The sequence below is a fragment of the Runella zeae DSM 19591 genome (assembly GCF_000423565.1).
Classification (GTDB): Bacteria; Bacteroidota; Bacteroidia; order Cytophagales; family Spirosomataceae; genus Runella; species Runella zeae.
Window position 1 is genome coordinate 53,306 of the sequence record NZ_KE384039.1, and the last position, 18,039, is coordinate 71,344.

Sequence of the window (18,039 nt, forward strand, 5' to 3'; positions counted from 1 at the left end):
ATTTTATAGACTTAAATGTTAAATCCCCCTGATTGATGATAAATTGTTTATGCTGCGGTTTAAATCTATGCTGATGCTGACTGTGTATTTTAGAATTAATTTAAAAAATTTAAGCCTGTATTTCAAAAGCTACTGTTTTGACTCGTTGGCTCAGAGTACCATCGGGCCAAGTTTCTTCCAAAATCATGGATTGTGCAGAGGGAAGTTCAAATACCTGTTGCATATTGCGAATAGAGGCGGAAGGAACACCTTGTTTTTCAAGATTTTGCAACAAAATAGAGGATTCCCGTACAGAAATTTTCTCAGACAATAAAGTGTTTAGTGCTGCCCGATTTTTTACTCTAGCAGCATTGGTATCAAATCGTGGGTCTTCCAATAAGGCTTCTAGCTCTAGTTGATAGCACAAATGAGCAAACTGTTTTTCGGTGCCTATTGCCAATACAATCTGCTGCCCATCGCTACAAGTATATAGGTCGCCGTAGGGAGCGATATTGGGATGTTGAGTTCCCATGCGTTGAGGGATATAGCCACCCATGAGCCAGTTAGTAGCTTGATTGACCAATGAAGCTACTGCGGCTTCAAACAAAGAGGTTTGTACGAAGGCCCCTTTTCCGGTTTGGGTGCGGCGAAGTAGGGCGAGTAGAATACCCTCTTTGAGTTGGTGGGCGGCTAAAACATCAATCAACGCAACGGGCATCTTGACAGGCAGCCCGTCAGCTTCGCCATTCATGTACATAAAACCCGCCTCGGCTTGGAGTACTACGTCAAAAGCAGGGCGTTCGCTTTCAGAATCGAAGGCGTTGAGTTGAGCAAAAATAAGAGAGGAATTGAACGCCGAAAGAGTGGCATAATCTACGCCTAGTTTTTGGGCAACTTGCAGACGGTAATTACTAATGACGATGTCGGCGGTTTCAATAATATCATAAAGTTGCTGACGGTCAGTGAGGTTTTCTAAATCTAATAAAAGGCTAGTTTTATGCCAATTGACACTTGCATAGTAAGCCGAGAAAGAAGAGACTGGATTTTCGGAGGGGAGTTTCCAAGTGCGAGTCATATCACCTCCCGTTTTTTTGTTTTCGATTTTGATAACTTCTGCCCCAAGTTCGGCAAAAAACATGCCCACTGCTGGCCCCGCCAACACGCTAGCAAGCTCGACGACTTTAAGCGTGTCTTTAAAAAAATCTTTCATGGTATTAACTGCTTATTTACTCCAAATTTGTCATATATTCTTTGATTTCCCCTAATGATTCGGTTATTTTACTCCATCAATAAAATCAGACAATATTATGAATGACGGATATAGTCCTGAAGAAATAGAACTTCTAAAAGAAGAATGCCGCGAAGCCGGTACCAATTTTGTTCATTGTGACGATGAAGAAGATAGTATGGCCGACCAAGGCGAACTGGCACATGTGCAGTTTGTTGGAAATTATAAAGGCCAAGAGGTGATTTACGATGCTATTATCTATACCCTACGCTTACATCATAGTAGTTTGGTATACGAAAAAGCCGTAGAACAAGCCCAAAAAGTATATCCTAAATACTTGCCTCTGGATGAGCGCGGCCCCGGTTTTAACATGAGCCCTGAAGAGGAAGAAGAAGCCGAAGAGCTAATCACCGAATTGATCGAAACCTTCGAAGAAGAAGAAGCGGTAAAAGTAAAAGAACACTTGGAGATTGAAACCGATTTTGAATATGGCGTAGGACTAGATGCTAGTTTGAATGTAGAAGCCATTACGGACGACGTAGTTTCAAAATTTATCGAAGATTTTAACAGTGGCCGTCTGAAATTGGACACGACACTTTATTCGTTTACGAGCGACGAAGACGACGAATAACTCCTTCGAGCAAACCTTTAAAAAAGAGGGAAGTCCGTAAGGGCTTCCCTCTTTTCTATGGATGGCGTTAGGAATTAGCCTTTTTGGCAAAGGCCAAATACGCCCCTAAGCCAATCATCATGAGGCCAGTGATTTTATTTTGAAGACGTGCAAAATTGGGAAGTTTGTTAAAATAATTACCCGCTTTTCCAAACACAACCGCCACTAAGCCGTTTACCAAAGTTCCTGATAAGTTGAACCAAACTCCCAAAAATAGGATTTGCCATTTGAAGTTTTCGGCCTCTACGTGCGCAAATTGTGGCAAAAAAGCCAAGAAAAACAACGCTACTTTCGGATTAAGGGTATTGGTATAAACACCCTGCCAAAAGATTTTTTTGAGGGGAATTACTTCCACTTTAGAGTTGGTTGACAGGTGGCTTTTATCTAACAAAGCGGTGATACCTAAATAACACAGATAGCCCACTCCCAGAAACTTAACGATATTGAAAGCCACCGCCGACTTTGCAATGAGTACCGACAGTCCCAAAACAGCAGCTAAGGTATGAATTAAACACCCCCCTGCAATTCCCAATGCCGATACGATTCCTGCTTTGATGCCTTGGGTAGTACTACGCGTAGCGACGTATATCATATCGGCACCTGGGGTGAGGTTGAGCATTAGGGTAGCAAATGCAAAGAGCAAAAAATCACTGGCATTCATCTGAAAAGGAGGTAGTTAATAATAATTAGGAATATTTTTTCCTAAAGTTATATCTCTTTTGCCAATCCAGATACCTTTTTCATTTTTGTTGAGTTTAATAATGCCCGAACCGCCGCGATTTTGGGCATTTTGTAAGTCTTTTTGAGTGAGGAGGGGGTCATCTTCAAACTGATATTCGTCAATCCAATATTCATTTTTTTGCGGCTCCTTGATGATAGGATGGATATGGGCCGCAAATCGCTGATTAGGGTAGGCTGCTGGGCGAATCGTACTAAACTGATAGCGACCTTGGGCATCAGTTTTCATCCATCCTCGTAGGTGTCCATGCCGCCGCCCGTGCTTTTGGGCGGCGGTAGGTTTGTATTCACCTTTTACGTCCGTATGATATACGTACAAGATAACGCCCGCCGCTGGTGTTTTACCGTCTTTTTGGTAAATCGTACCGCTAATTATCATACGTTCGCCTTCTTCTTTGGGAGAGGCGAGGGTGGTTTGCCAATGCAGCTGCTCTGGAATACCTTCAAACATCAGCTCGCAATCTTCGCAACCACCTCCTATTTTTTGGCAATAACCCACAGAAATGGTAGCGGCACACATCAAAGTTAAGGTCAGCTTTTTCATTTGTTTTTTATATAAATTATCCGAAAATCTCCTCTCAAAAAAGCAAGGCATCTTAGTTTTCGCCGCCTTTTTTATCATCGTTGTTGATACTTTTCTTACTGCGCTGAGGCTGGTTGCTCATTTTTCCAAATTCATAAGAAAAACTTACTCGCCAACCCCGATTGAAGAACCGACTCATGCCGTCTTGGACAAAGGTAGGGGAGGAAAATTGAATTTTTTGTTCGATATAAGGGGCAAAAAAGTTGTCTAAACCTAGACTAACAGAGCCTTTTTTCTTTAAGATTTCTTTTTGTAAAGCTACATTGTAATAGGCATAGCCTCCGATTTTCCCTTGGAGCATTACCCGTGGTGAATTGAAAAAGCCAAAGAATTGGGCTTTCAAGCCTTTGCCAAAATCATAAGTAGAATTAAGGTTGAGGCGGTACATCCAATTGGAATTTTGAGTCTGTAGAGCTGGACTATTGAGGATATTATAATACAAATTGATAGAGCCATTAGAAGTGAATTTTTTCTTGATTTTGGCCGAACCACTCAGCGTGAGCCCGTAGGAGATATTTTGAGAGATGTTCTGAAAGGTCAAATTGGAGACACCTTCACTATCTACGGTGCGGATGCGTTCGATGGCATTGTTGGTTTGGCGCATGAAAAAGGTCGCATTGACCGATGACTCTTTGATATAAACGTTGTAGCTTGCTTCGGCACTATGAGTCAGCTCGGGGTTGAGGTAGGGATTGCCCGAATAGGTTGACTGAGGCTCACTCGCATTTACGTAAGGGTTTAGAAACCAGAGCATAGGCCGCTGGATTCGTTGTGAGTAGCTGAGTTTTAATTTTTGGTTTTTTGGTAAGTTTCTCGAAATACTGACATTAGGAATGATATTGCCGTAATTGTTCGAGAAAGGAACCTTGCCCGCCAAAAACTGCGCCTGAATAAAAGTATGCTCATAGCGAGCGCCGGCATTGATACTCCATTTGTTTTTGGAAGTACGCGAGTAGGCAAGGTAAGCAGAGGCTACTTGCTGGTTATAATCAAAGACATTGGCAAGTGCGGGTACATCCTGAAAATCATCACTTCCGTCGAGGGCGGTGGCTACTCGATAGTCGCTTTTTACATTTCTCAAAATACTCTTAGCCCCGATTTCTAAGGTACTTACGCTATCAAGCGGATTGGTAAAGTCGATTTGAATAGTCCCTTCATAATTGCGACTTACGTTAGGGCTTTTTTCGCGGTAATAAATAATGTTTTCGGCGTTGAGTTGGTCGAGGTTGTAATAGCTATCTTCTGCTTCTTTCGAAAACATCGTCAGAACGTTAAATTCTTTTTTAGGCTTTTTGAAAGTCTTATTATAGTCAATGTTGAGCGTACCCCCGTCCCAATCATAAATACGATACAATTTTCGGGTAAACAAAGAAGGATTGGCCGTGCCGCTCGAAAATTCATTGAAATAATCAAAATTCATGGCGTTTTTGCCATCATAAAAATTGAGTCCTGCACTCAAACGATTAAGGGTATCGATATCCCATTCAGCCGAAATGGTACTATAAAGATTTTCGCCACCGCCTCTAAATGAAGTATTTTGAATAAGCGTGGTTTGATAGCTTTCGACGGTAGAGAGGCGAGTCATGCTATTTTCGCCTAGGTTACGCCATTTGTTAAAACCTCCTCTTGCCGATACCCCAAAGCTTTTTTTACGGTAGTTGAGCGAGCCGTTGTAGTTATCATTCCAGCGTCCAAAAGACGTATTGGCTTTGCCGTTGATGCCCTGTAAATTGTTTCGTTTGGTGATGATGTTGATGATGCCTGCGGTGCCTTCGGCGTCGTATTTGGCAGAGGGTGAGGTGATTACCTCAATCTGCTTGATGTCGTCGGCGGGGATGAGTTTCAGTACATCGGCAATGCTCTTCGCCATCAGATTGGAAGGCTTATTGTTGATGAGTACTTTGATGTTTGAACTTCCACGGAGTTCGACGTTGCCGTCCAAATCTACCGCAATAGAAGGGATTTTGCGCAATACATCGCCTGCATTTCCTCCCTTGATTGTGATGTCTTTTTCGGCATTATACACAAGGCGGTCGGGTTTGTCTTCAAACAAAGCCTTTTGCTCTACGACCCTTACTTCATTGAGTTGTTGGGCGGTTTGTGAAAATGAAATAACGCCTACATCTAGGTCATTGTCTTGGCTTACTTTTAGTCCCCTCACTATTTTATCTTGATAGCCTACGAAGGTAATTCGGATCTCGTAGGTTCCGTCAGCTACTTTCAAAAACACGAATTTGCCAGTTACGTCGGAAGTTGCACCTTCTAAAATTTTGTTGTTTTGCAAGAGTGCCACCGTTGCAAATTCAACAGGTTTGCGAGATGCAGAATCAAGGATAAAACCTGTGATTTGTGATTTTTGGGCAAAAGCGTAGCCCGTAAGCCCTAAAAATAGGGCCAAGCAGCATAGATGTTTCATGGTTTAGATTATTTGGCTGTCAAAAAGAGTGAGTGAATAGATTTTGTGGTTAGGATGGATTTTGTCGTGGATACTCTATTTTTTTGAATTGGTTACAGTAAGGAGACATTTTTTTAGAGAATGTTGCATCAGCTTTCTATTTTTTGGGCTTTAGTTAACTTTTATTACCCTGACTTGATTCTTAAGATTAGCTTCCAATACCCAAAGGCTATTTTCGTTATCAAAAATACCCCCTGTAGGCATCCATTCTTTTGTAGAATGATATATTACTGATACCACACCTTGAGGAGTTATTTTTTTGACTGATTGTTGACTTATTACCGCCACATACATATTAGCATGAGAGTCGTCCCAAATCCCGAAAATATTATTGTTGGGTTTGCGGTTTGGGTCTTCTCCTGTGATGCCGTCCAAATCTTTTGCTACTAATACCCTTTTTTTGTTGACGATTTTGTACAAATCATTGTCGTCAACGTAGTAAAAAGTGCCATTTTTCTGACAAAATTGCCAGCGTACATCATGAGTAGGAATCGTTGCGAGCCATTCTATTTGTTGCGAGGCCGAAAGCCGCATCCAATCACTTCCTTTTTTGCTTTTGATGAGCCAATATCTGTTTCCGAAAGCATCGCCTACAAAACTATAATTCTGGAGAAAGCCTTTGGTATGAGGTCTTATTTTACTAAATTTTCCATTGATGTCATATTTCCATATAAAATGCCCCCACTCATTGGTTGCTTCGCCTTCATACCAAAGATGCTCACCGTATAGATTATCGTTGGCATCTATGTAAAGTTGATGGGTATGCACGTTCGGGATGACTACTTTTTTGTTTTTGCCGTCTGCGGATATTTTCCAAACACGCTCAGTATCAGTGTAGAAAATATCTCCTTTGGTGTTTTTGACAATACCTATACCAGGATGAGACCATGAGTAGGTTGTCACCAAAGTGCAAAAAAGAATTTGGTAAATAATCGCTTTCATTTTTTTTTGTTTTTGATGATACAAAGGAAAGTAGTGTAGATAAAGGGAGATAATTTCTTAGGTGAGAAGATAAAAATACTTGATAAAAGGCACCCTAAAAGCACTCGTCAAGGGATTTAGATGTTTGACGTAAATTATTTGGGCTACAACCCCACAATTCCCTAACTTTCAGCATGGAAATACTTTTTAGATATCGGATAGACCACATCTTGTTTTGGGTGGCAACGATTTCATTTCATGCCTACAACCGCAGCTATATTATTGACAAATTGAGCTGGGGCGATTTTGTGGTGGAACTATTGGTACGAAATCTCCTGCTGGCGGGCGTCATTTATGGTAATTTATGGGTATTGATTCCACGGTTATTCAATACGAAGCGGTATGGGATGTATTTTTTGAGCCTAGCAGGGTTGGTTCTGACCTATGTACTTTTCAAAAATCTCCACGATATGTATCTATATGGCTATGTATTGGGAGATACCAAACGACAAACATTGTGGGTCAATACCTTTTATAATGTCTCTATCGCGGTGTTTTATGCCATTTTTAGCATGGCTATTTGGCTGAGCAGAGAGTGGTTTTATCAAAGAGAATTGGTACAAAAAATAAGAAATGAACAACTGGCAACAGAACTGCAATACCTCAAATCGCAGATGAACCCACATGTGGTTTTTAATACCCTCAATCTTATCTATGGCTCTATTCATAAAACCAACCCTGTAGCACGACAGCTAGTGGTGCAGTTTTCAGATTTGCTACGGTATCAGTTGTATGAATGCAATGCAGAAAAAGTAGGTATCGAAAAAGAAATAGAATACCTCCAAAACTACATTAATCTTCAGCGTTTACGGAAAAATGACAATTTGAAGGTTGAGGTAAATTTTCATCAGGATATACAGGGTATTTTGATAGCTCCCTTGCTTTTTTCTCCTTTTGTCGAAAATGCCTTCAAGTTTGTAAGTGACCATGCTCATGCTTTAAATAGGATTGATATTCAGATGTTTATAGAAGAAGGTGCTTTGGTGTTTTTGTGTAAAAACACTAAGAATGAAAAACAGATGAAGCCTCAATCATCGCCGGGGGGCATTGGCATTGCCAACGTAAAAAGGAGATTGGAGTTACTTTATCCTCGGTGTTATGAACTCGAAATTCGGGAAACAAACGAATTATTTGACGTTTTTCTAAAAATCAACTTAAAGCCAAGCCTATGAAAATCAATTGTTTGATAGTAGATGATGAGCCTATAGCTCGTCAGATTTTGCGAGAATTTGTGGAAGATTTGGAGTGGCTATACCTAGTGGGTGAAGCCGAAAGCCCTTTGAAGGCCATCAATCTACTAGCGCAGCACTCGATTGATTTGCTTTTTCTGGATATTGAGATGCCTCAAATGAGTGGGCTAGAACTTCTTAAAAAAATACCAAATCCGCCTGCCGTCATTGTGACAACGGCCTATCCACAATATGCCTTAGAGGGGTTTGAGTTGGATGTGTTGGATTATTTATTAAAGCCCATTTCGATTGAGCGTTTTATAAAGGCTGCTTTGAAGGCCAAAGGTTTTTGTGAACAAAAAAATAAAAATTTGACTACAAGTGCTGATTATTTTTTTGTAAAGTGTGACGGAAAAATCGAACGAATAGAAATAAAAGATTTGCTGTATGTCAAAGCTTTAGAAAACTATATTGTTTTACAAACTACTCAGCGCAAATACATTACCTATTTGACCATGCGAGGCTTAGAAGAGTATTTGCCTACTGAGCAGTTTGTCAAAATTCATAAATCTTACCTCGTACCTGTGGGTAAAATTGACCGTATAGAGGGCAACGAAATCCATGTAGGTGACGAGAAGCTACCCCTAAGTCGCAATCTACGAGCCGAAGTATTAGAAAAAATAGAATCCAAGTTCGTTAAAAGATAACCTTCTGAGTAATTGCTCAAAGTTAGTTTCTATTATTTTTTATTCCGAAAATAGGTCTAATTGGTTGTAAGTCTTTTATTTACGATTAACGGATAACAGACTTTACAATGGGATATTTCCATGTTTCTTTTTGGGGAGGTTAGCCACTTTGTTTTCAAGCATTTTAAAAGCTCGTAACAATTTCTCCCGCGTTTGTTCAGGATAAATCACTTCATCGATGTATCCGCGATGAGCAGCTCGGTAGGGGTTGGCAAACTTAGTGGTGTATTCTTGGACTTTTTCTTGAAGTTTGGCCGCCGAATCCTCCGCTTCAGCAATCTCTTTTTTGAAAATAATCTCCGCCGCTCCGCTCGCGCCCATCACGGCGATTTCGGCCGTAGGCCAAGCGTAGTTCATATCGGCTCCGATATGCTTCGAATTCATAACATCATAGGCACCACCATAGGCTTTACGGGTAATGACCGTAACGCGCGGCACCGTAGCTTCACAGAAAGCATACAGCAATTTGGCTCCGTTGGTGATGATAGCGTTCCATTCTTGGTCGGTGCCAGGCAAAAAGCCCGGTACATCTTCCAATACCAACAAAGGAATATTGAAGCTATCACAAAACCGAACAAACCGAGCTCCTTTGGTGCTTGAATCAATATCGAGTACGCCGGCCAATACCGCAGGTTGATTGGCTACAATGCCGATGCTTCGCCCACCAAGACGGGCAAAACCAACGACGATATTTTCGGCAAAATATTTATGAACTTCCCAAAAACTGCCTTCGTCTACTAGTTCATCAATCACCTCTCTCATGTCATAAGGTTGATTGGGGTTTTCAGGGATAAGGGTATTGAGTTTGGGCCTTTTTTCATTGCTTGCTTCGTAAGGGAGCATGGGAGCTTCTTCTTCGCAATTTTGGGGAATATAACTCAACAAACGACGAAGGTCACGGAGGCATTCTACTTCATTGGCACTCACAAAATGCGTCACGCCTGATTTACTAGCGTGGGTCATTGCCCCTCCCAATTCTTCCGAAGTCACATCTTCATGCGTGACGGTCTTGACTACGTTGGGACCTGTCACAAACATATAAGAGGTATTTTCGACCATCATGATGAAATCCGTAATGGCAGGCGAATACACTGCTCCGCCCGCACAAGGCCCCATAATCGCCGAAATTTGCGGAATGACCCCCGAGGCAAGGGTATTGCGGTAAAAAATATCGGCATACCCTGCCAAAGACAACACACCTTCTTGAATCCGAGCACCACCAGAATCGTTGAGCCCAATAACAGGAGCGCCATTTTTCATGGCCAAATCCATGATTTTGCAGATTTTTTCGGCGTGGGTTTCAGAGAGAGAACCCCCAAAAACAGTAAAATCCTGTGCAAAAACATATACTAAACGCCCTTCAATAGTGCCATAGCCTGTGATAACGCCGTCGCCCAGATAGTATTCTTTATCGAGTCCAAAGTCTTTGCAGCGGTGCATGACAAACTTCCCAATTTCTTCAAACGACCCCGCATCAAGCAGCAGTTCAACGCGTTCTCTGGCGTGAAGTTTGCCTTTTTTGTGTTGTTGCTCGATACGCTTTGCACCACCGCCTAATAGCGCTTCCTCATTTTTTTTGTCCAAAATTTCTGTTTTACTGGGGGATGTTGGGGTTGTTGCCATGTAAGGGTAAGTTCATTGAAGGTTTGTATAATCTTTCACAAATTTAAGAGACTTTTGGACTTATTCTAATGTCCCATGAGCTTCTTATATTGCTAAAAAAGTATAGAGTTTGTACACATCTTGGGTATTATAATGCTTTGAGTAGCATGAAGGCATTTGCAAGCGCTTGATGATAAATCGTGGCATGGTTTTTATTTTTTAAGTAATCAAAACCCACTTTTAGCTGAGCCGAATCTTGATGCTTGAGAAATTGATAGAGTTTTTTTGCATCTCTCTCCATGATTCGTCCTTCCTTTCCTACTGCTACTATTACTTTAGTAGGCTGAGTGATGGCTACCGGAGAAAGCTTCAATAAGGATTCTTTATCCCACCACAAGCTCGGACTTACGATGATATATTGGTCAAACATCGAAGGTTTTTTGAAGAGAATTTCGGTAGCTAGTAAGCCTCCAAGTGATTGACCAATAAGCATTTTGGAGTTGCTAACTTTGTAGTTTTTTTGAATGTAAGGTTGAAGTTCTTTCTCCAGAAAAGAGATAAATTGAGAAGAACCTCCAGTGGTTGGAAAATCTTTTTTGTCTTTCTCGATAGTCGTTGGATAGGTAAAGTCGCGTTTTCTGTCTCGATTGGTAATTCCTACGACGATAGATTTGGGTAAAACATCAATCCAAGGAAAATTATAAAATTGAACTAAGCCCGATACATGAATAAAATCTTCGTCGGTCGAACCATCCAACAAATAAATAACGGGGTACAACGCCGCCGAATCGGGCGAATACCCCTCAGGTAAATAAATGTTGAGATGCCGTTTTTCTTGTAATTCATTTGAATAAAGTTCCTCAATGACTCCTATTACAAAGGGTTTGGTAGTTTTGCTTTGACTGAAAGCTGCAAGGCTTACAGAGAATATCAGTATCCAAGAGTGTAAAAGAAAACGTCTCATAAAGTAGTCCATTATTTTTTGTCAATTCCCGAAAGTACCCTACGAATGTCGTTGGCACGCTGCATAAACCCAAAGCTGGCGTTGACATCGCGTGTATCAATGTAAGTTTTGTACTCCTTCAAAAATTCAATATAATCGCCTAATGCCCTAGAAAGATTCTCTCGGTTTTGGTCAAAAATAGGTGCCCACATGGCAGGTGAGCTTTTGGCGAGGCGTACAGTGGAGCTAAAGCCCGTACTTGCCATGTCGAAAATATTTTGCTCGTCTTTTTCTTTTTCTAAGACGGTATATCCTAAAGCAAAAGAAGTAACGTGGCTTAGGTGCGATACATAAGCAAGATGCAAATCATGTTCTTCAGGCGACATGTAGTGTATTTTCATTCCGATGTCTTTAAAGAGCGCTTCTACCAAAGCGAGGCTATCAGAAGCACTTTTTTGGGTATCACACAAAATGACATTTTTTTCGGGAAGAAGCTCTCGAAAAGCCGCCGAAGGACCCGAATTTTCGGTACCTGCCATAGGGTGCGCTGCTACAAATCTTTGGCGATTGGGGTGAGAGTCGGCAGCTTCGCAAATAAGCCGTTTGGTAGAACCTAAATCAACAACCGTAGCTTTGGGAGGAATGAGGTCAAGTACTTTAGGTACTAAATCAACGATATGATTGACTGGCACCGCCAATACCACCAAGTCTGATTGAGGCACGGCCATTTCGAGAGGAAGGACTTCGTCGATAATGCCCTTGGCCACTGCCAATCTGCCATGAACTTCTGAAGCATCCACTCCGATGAAGTGCATTTTGGGGTATTTGTCGCGTAAAGAGAGGGCATACGAGCCTCCTAGCAGTCCTATTCCGATGATAGAGGTATTCATTTTAAATAATAATTTTGGCAAATAATTAAAATAACACAATGTAATAGGGTGCAAAAGTAGGGACTTCTCTAAAATAAGTGTGGAGAAGCGATAGAATCTTAGATTTTGTAGTAAAAAAGTGCAATTTCATACAGTTTATTATACATGAGTTGGGTAGACAACTTTTTTTTATAGTACTTTTAAACTTTAATTAAACTAATGTTAAGCGATAATTTGTACATGGACCGGGCGCTAGAACTAGCAATGCTTGGTAGTGGGCACGTCAGTCCAAATCCAATGGTAGGATGTGTGATTGTGTATGACGGTCAAATCATTGGAGAAGGATGGCATCAGAAGTATGGGGATTGGCACGCAGAAGTCAACGCTATAAACAATATAGCTAAAGAAGATTTGTCTAAATTAGAAGATTCTACGGTATATGTCACCTTGGAGCCTTGCTCTCACTTTGGAAAAACGCCCCCTTGTGCAGATTTATTAGTAGCCAAAAAAGTGAAAAGGGTTGTGATTTGTAATGATGACCCAAACCCATTGGTAGCGGGTAAAGGTATTCAAAAACTCAAAGCCGCTGGAATTGAAGTTGCTACAGGAGTTTTGGCTGAAAAAGGTAGGCAATTAAACATACGATTTTTTACTTTTTTTGAAAAAAAACGCCCCTATATTATTCTCAAATGGGCAGAAACAGCTGACGGATTTGTGGCTGATGAAAATAAACATCCTCTTAGCATTAGTGGTAAGCAATCTAGAATGTGGGGGCATCAATGGCGTGCCCAAGAAGATGCGATTTTGGTAGGAACTAATACCGCTCTCAACGATAATCCGCAGCTCAATACACGTCTTTGGGCGGGGCCTAATCCTACAAGGGTAGTTTTGGATCGCACCTTACGTTTGCCTACTACTTTGAATTTGTTTGATAACTCTCAAAAGACATTGTGTTACAATGCCTTTAAGAATGAAGAGAGCCAAGAGACGAGCTTTGTACAGATAGATTTTGACGAAAATTTTTTAGAACATTTTTTACAAGATCTCTATCAGCGAAAAATACAGTCTCTTTTAGTGGAGGGAGGAACCGTGCTACTCCAAACATTTTTGAATGAAGGAAAATTTGATGAAGTGCGAATTTTTAAGAGCCCACTTATGATTACAAAAGGCACGGAAGCCCCCTTGCTTTCTACGGGTTTGAAGTTTGATAAGCAAATAACGGTAGGTGATGATATTTTTTGGCGTTATATAGCATAAATTTTGTTACTTTTGGCTTAAATGTAAGTCTATACATAGAGTGTTTATACATAATTAAAGTAGTTTTTTGAAGAAGATAAATTGAAATTAAGAAAGCGTTGTAGATAGAAAGTAATTGCTGCTTGGCAATTAGTAGTTTCAAATAACAGCAGAGTATTGTAAATACTATTTTATCTATATGCTTGATAAATTTTATTCAAAAATAACCTAATTATACTGCTACAAATAAGATTTAGGGATTTAGAAGCCGTATATTTTAATGATTGTATAACCAACCAAGACAAATGTGGATACCTGACCTATACTTAACCAAAATTGATCAAACAATGACTTTATCTAGTAAAATTCTATTACTAGAGGGTGGGAACACAGACATCACTGAAGTAGAAGAGGCATTGGAAGCCTCCGCATATGATGTTTTTCGTGTTATTCCGGCCTCTAGTGATGAATTTCTTCAAACCGTACTAATCTATCAACCTAGCTTGATTGTTTGCGATGTTGCACAAGCGTCAGTGGTAGAATGGATTAAAAAAGAATCGGGTTTAGACTTGCCAGTTGTTTTTTTAGCTTTGGATAGTTCAATAAGAGTGCCAACTAATATTGAAGGCAAAGTGGCTTTTCTAACTGCTCCATATTCAAATAAGATACTTTTTTCGACAATTGAATTGGCGCTTGCCTAGTTTTTTGATAAAAATCTGTCAATTCTAGGGTTGATAGATTTTTATTGTATTTCTTCTTTGGGATTTGAGTGGCTTTTACCATCTTTGGACAAATCTATTCTTTATATTTGACCCCCTGTATTTATGTCTCGAATCGCCCTGATTACGGGAGCCACGTCCGGAATAGGACGAGCTACGGCCATTGCGTTTGCCAAAGTAGGTATCAATCTTATTTTGTGCGGGCGTCGCCAAGAACGTTTGGAGGAGTTAGCTTCCTTTCTTAGTTCACAAGTAAAAACTACTACTTTATTGTTTGATGTGAGCAATAAAGAGGCGGTTTTTTCTGCTATTGAGTCTTTACCCGAACCCTGGCGGGCTATTGATATATTGGTCAATAATGCTGGAAATGCACATGGCTTGTCATCTATTCAAGAAGGTAGCTTAGAAGACTGGGATGCCATGATTGATGGCAACGTACAAGGATTATTGTATGTTTCAAAAGCTGTCATCACAGGTATGGTGGCACGTTCCAAAGGGCATATCATCAACTTGAGTTCGGTAGCAGGTAAGCAAACTTATGCCAACGGAGCGGTGTACTGTGCTTCAAAAAAAGCGGTTGAGGCCATAAGTGAAGGTATGCGGCTAGACTTGACACAGCACGGTATCAAAGTCACCAACGTGGCGCCTGGTGCGGTCGAAACGGAGTTTTCGTTGGTGCGTTTTAAAGGAGATGAAGAGCGAGCTGCCAAAGTTTATGAAGGGTTTGAGCCATTGTTAGCAGAAGATATTGCGGATGCTATTTTGTATGCAGTCTCAGCTCCTGCCCGTGTAACGATTGCAGATATGACTATCTACGCTTCTGCTCAGTCGGCTCCCACTACGATTTATCGAAAATAGCAGTCAAACCCATGAAAATGTCTCTTTGGGAAATAAATTGCCGTCAGCACGATAGCCGTACCCAAAGAGAGAAACCCTTTAGAGTGGTAAGGTGCGAGTTCAACTACAAAACCAATGCTACCGATACTCATTTACTCAATAGTATTTTAGAAAAAGGGAAAGAATTAGCGGCTTTGGTCAATCCCAAAGCCGCTAATTATGCTACTACGCCACGTAGTTATGACAAAATCCTGAATAGTTGCGTGGCGGGCTTATTGTCGGAGTGGCTCTGGAAAAAATTATTGAATCGTCGAGGAGAGATTGTGGCCGAAACCGAATTTCATCATTCTAAGACTCAAATCGATTTGCAGGTATTAAGTTCTGGTCAAAAGATAGAAGTACGCTCTTCTTTTCCGCGCAACGGGATTCCTTTTGCAATTTGTAGCCACAGTCATGAATTTGATGTGATTGGTCCTTATGCCAATCATTATAAGCCTGAGGAAATCCAGAAAGATTATTATGTACGTACGCTCTTTCACCTAGCAAAGGTAGGAGAGCAGAAAGATATAAAAGGAAGGACTTGGCCTATCGTGGAGCGGTTGATTGACAAATTCCGGCAAGATAGGTTTGAGGCATATCTCACGGGAGGAGCTACTTGGCAAATGATGAATGACGATAGTATATCTAAAAATAAAGATTTTATTCCTGAGGACGAAATGAGTCTCGAACGTCTGGGTGTGGCTTCACAATATCGCGTAGTGCCCTTTCACAAGGCATTGGATACATTGGAGGTATGTGATATTATATGCAAAAACAATTTGAAAAGGTAAGTGCCTTGAGTTTCAGAGAGATTCGATTTTTTTGTAAAAAAAGTTAAAGAAAAGTTTGGAAAAGCATTTTTAGACCTACATATTTGCACTCCCAAACGACGCCGACGGGAGGGAAACAGAAATAATAATCGGGAGTTTAGCTCAGCTGGTTCAGAGCATCTGCCTTACAAGCAGAGGGTCGGGGGTTCGAATCCCTCAACTCCCACACTGAAAATCAGGCAGTTGTGAGAAATAGCAAATGTCTGTTTAGTTTAAAAAAAATAATAATCGGGAGTTTAGCTCAGCTGGTTCAGAGCATCTGCCTTACAAGCAGAGGGTCGGGGGTTCGAATCCCTCAACTCCCACATCAAAGAAAGAGCGATGAATTTCATCGCTCTTTCTTTTTATTTTCTATCTTTCTGGCTTTTAAGGAAAACTTATGCCTGAACAAATAGCCTTTTTGGACGAGTGGGGTAATACCGAGCTCGATTTTACGAAACCTGCTACTTCTACGCATTATATTGTGGCGGCGCTGCTGCTTTCCAAAACTTCTTTGCCCGCAATAGAAGAGCGGTTAGAGGTAACCCGTCATCAATTCTTTCCCAACGCCCACATTGACGCTTCCAAAGTGGGTAATGATGACAAGCGTCGTTTGCAGATTTTGACCGAGTTACTCAAGCTCCCTTTTCATATCTTTGGTTTAGTGGTTGATAAGCGTCAACTTCGTACCGAAGGATTTCAGTACAAAGGTTCTTTTTATAAATTTTTGCATGGCTTGGCCGACCGAGAGTTGTATCGAACTTTTCCTAACTTGGAGTTGGTGGCCAATCGTCTCGGCAGCGATAGCTTCATGGATGGTTTTGTGAAATACGTGTACGCCAATCATATCCCTAATCTTTTCAATCAGTCTAGCTTTGGTTTTGTCCAAGATTCGTCGGAGCTAATGATGCAGGCGGCGGGTTTTGTGGCTGACGCGCTGGCACGATGTTATGACGAAACGGTTTTGTCTGAGCATCGTCAGGAGTTTTCGTCTTTGCTCAAATCCAAAATGCTCACGTTTCGTTATTGGCCCGAGGCATTTCAGCCGCTTTCGGTCCAAGTGCCCGAAGAGGCTTTTCTTTATAATCGAGAAATTGCGGAGCTGAGTTTGCAATTGGCGCAAGATTACTTACATCGAAATCTAAACTATGCAAGTGCGCCGCAGAAAATCGACCAAGTCCATTGTTTGGGTTATTTGATTTTTCATTTTCGGCACGTCAATCCGATGCGCTATATCTCAAGTCGCGAGTTGATGAATCATATTCAAGCAGGGCGTAATACCAATATCAGCTTACATTATTTTCAAGCGAAGGTGATAGCGCCTCTTCGTGATGCGGGGGTGTTGATTGCGAGCAGTTCTAAGGGCTATAAGTTGCCAGCGGGAGAGCAAGATTTGTATAATTTTATCAATCATAGCAATACGATTATTCAGCCGTTGCTATCGCGAATTCAGAAATGCCGTGACCGTATTTTGTTAGCCACCAACGGCGAACTCGACTTGCTGAGTCAGTCGGAGTATAAATTATTGAAAAAGCTACTGGATTAATAGAAGAGTAACAGGATTGTAAATTGCCACCCTTGCGCTTCTCCGAGGCAGAAATCTAGCTTCGGAGAAGCGCCAACTTTTAGTGTGTAGGTTATAAATGTTGTTAAATCATTACTTCTCTTTAGAAAAAGTATATTGTACATTATAGTATAGAAGCAAAATACACGGCTAAGTGGGTATACATTGCTTTGCGGAATTCTTCGACAGTCCCTGTCTTCAAAATCTTGAATAAATCGTGGTGAGTTACGGGATTTGGGATTTCTATCTTTTTGCTTTGGTTATAATAACCCGTAAACACGTGGTCGAAAGTAGGCATCAAAAGCGTTTGAAATCTTTTGAAGGTATCATTGCCAGTCATTTCATATAGCTTCCCATGAAACGCAATCTCTTCTTCTTTCGAAACCACCCTAGCGTCGTTTTGACTTGCTACAATCGCTTCTAGTTCGTTTAAATCTTGTTCGGTTTTACGAGCAAAAAGAAATTCGGCGATTCCCATTTCTAAAATAAGCCGAAGTTCAAATACATCTTTGAGATTGTCTTGACTCAAAAGCGACGGATTCATTACCTTTTCTAAACCCACCAACAAATCGGGCTGGGCGATTACCATGCCACGGCGTGGACGTGCTTCAATCATACCCAACATCCTCAATCTACTCAGTGCTTCTCGCACCACATTTCGGCTCACATTCAGTTTTTGGGCCATCTCTTGCTCATTAGGCAACGAATCTCCTGGTTTAAACCCACTTTCGGTAAAATACAATCGGAGACTGTTTTCGACGCGGTCGGTCATCGATAGACTCCCAAGAGGCTCTAGAGTATCTAGTTTGTTTGTAGTCATAATGTTTGCTATCCCTGTACAATGGTCGTGCAAGTTAGTACTTAAACAAGAA

17 protein-coding genes and 2 tRNA genes are annotated in these 18,039 nt (G+C 41.1%); 10 read left to right on the forward strand and 9 right to left on the reverse strand.

Annotation, left to right across the window (positions count from 1 at the left end; genetic code table 11):
* Positions 1 to 109: 109 nt before the first annotated feature.
* Complete coding sequence (locus G563_RS0125015) at positions 110 to 1,189, reverse strand: CaiB/BaiF CoA transferase family protein (protein WP_028667735.1); 1,080 nt, start codon at positions 1,187 to 1,189, stop codon at positions 110 to 112.
* Between the two features lie 97 nt (positions 1,190 to 1,286).
* On the opposite strand from G563_RS0125015, the gene G563_RS0125020 reads away from it, so the two are divergent.
* Positions 1,287 to 1,838: a hypothetical protein gene (locus G563_RS0125020; protein WP_028667736.1), complete on the forward strand. Its 552-nt coding sequence runs from the start codon at positions 1,287 to 1,289 to the stop codon at positions 1,836 to 1,838.
* A gap of 67 nt (positions 1,839 to 1,905) precedes the next feature.
* Here G563_RS0125020 and G563_RS0125025 read toward each other — a convergent pair whose 3' ends face one another.
* From G563_RS0125025 to G563_RS0125040, 4 genes are all read right to left on the reverse strand, one after another.
* Positions 1,906 to 2,538: a LysE family translocator gene (locus G563_RS0125025; RefSeq protein ID WP_037328181.1), complete on the reverse strand. Its 633-nt coding sequence runs from the start codon at positions 2,536 to 2,538 to the stop codon at positions 1,906 to 1,908.
* Between the two features lie 15 nt (positions 2,539 to 2,553).
* Complete coding sequence (locus G563_RS0125030; protein ID WP_028667738.1) at positions 2,554 to 3,159, reverse strand: dioxygenase family protein; 606 nt, start codon at positions 3,157 to 3,159, stop codon at positions 2,554 to 2,556.
* A gap of 52 nt (positions 3,160 to 3,211) precedes the next feature.
* Positions 3,212 to 5,614, reverse strand: coding sequence for a TonB-dependent receptor (locus G563_RS0125035; protein WP_028667739.1), 2,403 nt, complete (start codon positions 5,612 to 5,614; stop codon positions 3,212 to 3,214).
* Positions 5,615 to 5,764: 150 nt separating this feature from the next.
* The gene (locus G563_RS0125040; protein WP_028667740.1) at positions 5,765 to 6,595 is read right to left on the reverse strand and encodes a hypothetical protein; all 831 of its coding nucleotides are present in this window, start codon (positions 6,593 to 6,595) and stop codon (positions 5,765 to 5,767) included.
* A gap of 173 nt (positions 6,596 to 6,768) precedes the next feature.
* On the opposite strand from G563_RS0125040, the gene G563_RS0125045 reads away from it, so the two are divergent.
* Both G563_RS0125045 and G563_RS0125050 read left to right on the forward strand, forming a co-directional pair.
* Positions 6,769 to 7,806: a sensor histidine kinase gene (locus G563_RS0125045; protein WP_028667741.1), complete on the forward strand. Its 1,038-nt coding sequence runs from the start codon at positions 6,769 to 6,771 to the stop codon at positions 7,804 to 7,806.
* Positions 7,803 to 8,510 carry a LytR/AlgR family response regulator transcription factor gene (locus G563_RS0125050; RefSeq protein WP_028667742.1) on the forward strand — a complete coding sequence of 236 codons (708 nt, stop codon included), beginning with the start codon at positions 7,803 to 7,805 and terminating at the stop codon, positions 8,508 to 8,510. The genes G563_RS0125045 and G563_RS0125050 overlap by 4 nt, the downstream gene beginning before the upstream one ends.
* Before the next feature lie 102 nt (positions 8,511 to 8,612).
* On the opposite strand, the gene G563_RS0125055 is transcribed toward G563_RS0125050, so the two are convergent.
* The 3 genes from G563_RS0125055 to G563_RS0125065 form a co-directional block, all read right to left on the reverse strand.
* Complete coding sequence (locus G563_RS0125055) at positions 8,613 to 10,172, reverse strand: acyl-CoA carboxylase subunit beta (RefSeq protein WP_028667743.1); 1,560 nt, start codon at positions 10,170 to 10,172, stop codon at positions 8,613 to 8,615.
* A 127-nt stretch (positions 10,173 to 10,299) separates the two neighbouring features.
* Positions 10,300 to 11,115: an alpha/beta hydrolase gene (locus G563_RS0125060; RefSeq protein WP_028667744.1), complete on the reverse strand. Its 816-nt coding sequence runs from the start codon at positions 11,113 to 11,115 to the stop codon at positions 10,300 to 10,302.
* Between the two features lie 11 nt (positions 11,116 to 11,126).
* On the reverse strand, positions 11,127 to 11,984 hold the full coding sequence (locus G563_RS0125065; RefSeq protein ID WP_028667745.1) for a prephenate dehydrogenase: 858 nt from the start codon (positions 11,982 to 11,984) through the stop codon (positions 11,127 to 11,129).
* Between the two features lie 198 nt (positions 11,985 to 12,182).
* On the opposite strand from G563_RS0125065, the gene ribD reads away from it, so the two are divergent.
* The 7 genes from ribD (at position 12,183) to G563_RS0125100 (ending at position 17,149) form a co-directional block, all read left to right on the forward strand.
* On the forward strand, positions 12,183 to 13,220 hold the full coding sequence (gene ribD / locus G563_RS35850) for a bifunctional diaminohydroxyphosphoribosylaminopyrimidine deaminase/5-amino-6-(5-phosphoribosylamino)uracil reductase RibD (protein WP_037328187.1): 1,038 nt from the start codon (positions 12,183 to 12,185) through the stop codon (positions 13,218 to 13,220).
* A 326-nt stretch (positions 13,221 to 13,546) separates the two neighbouring features.
* The gene (locus G563_RS0125075; protein WP_157585599.1) at positions 13,547 to 13,900 is read left to right on the forward strand and encodes an ANTAR domain-containing protein; all 354 of its coding nucleotides are present in this window, start codon (positions 13,547 to 13,549) and stop codon (positions 13,898 to 13,900) included.
* Positions 13,901 to 14,023: 123 nt separating this feature from the next.
* Positions 14,024 to 14,776, forward strand: a complete 753-nt coding sequence (locus tag G563_RS0125080) for an SDR family NAD(P)-dependent oxidoreductase (protein ID WP_028667747.1) — start codon at positions 14,024 to 14,026, stop codon at positions 14,774 to 14,776.
* An 11-nt stretch (positions 14,777 to 14,787) separates the two neighbouring features.
* Positions 14,788 to 15,585, forward strand: coding sequence for a hypothetical protein (locus tag G563_RS0125085; RefSeq protein ID WP_028667748.1), 798 nt, complete (start codon positions 14,788 to 14,790; stop codon positions 15,583 to 15,585).
* A 130-nt stretch (positions 15,586 to 15,715) separates the two neighbouring features.
* Positions 15,716 to 15,790 (forward strand) — tRNA-Val (locus G563_RS0125090).
* A gap of 64 nt (positions 15,791 to 15,854) precedes the next feature.
* Positions 15,855 to 15,929, forward strand: a tRNA-Val gene (locus G563_RS0125095).
* A gap of 74 nt (positions 15,930 to 16,003) precedes the next feature.
* Positions 16,004 to 17,149, forward strand: a complete 1,146-nt coding sequence (locus tag G563_RS0125100; RefSeq protein WP_028667749.1) for a DUF3800 domain-containing protein — start codon at positions 16,004 to 16,006, stop codon at positions 17,147 to 17,149.
* 142 nt (positions 17,150 to 17,291) lie between these two features.
* On the opposite strand, the gene G563_RS0125110 is transcribed toward G563_RS0125100, so the two are convergent.
* Positions 17,292 to 17,987 carry a FadR/GntR family transcriptional regulator gene (locus tag G563_RS0125110; protein ID WP_028667750.1) on the reverse strand — a complete coding sequence of 232 codons (696 nt, stop codon included), beginning with the start codon at positions 17,985 to 17,987 and terminating at the stop codon, positions 17,292 to 17,294.
* Positions 17,988 to 18,039: the final 52 nt, after the last annotated feature.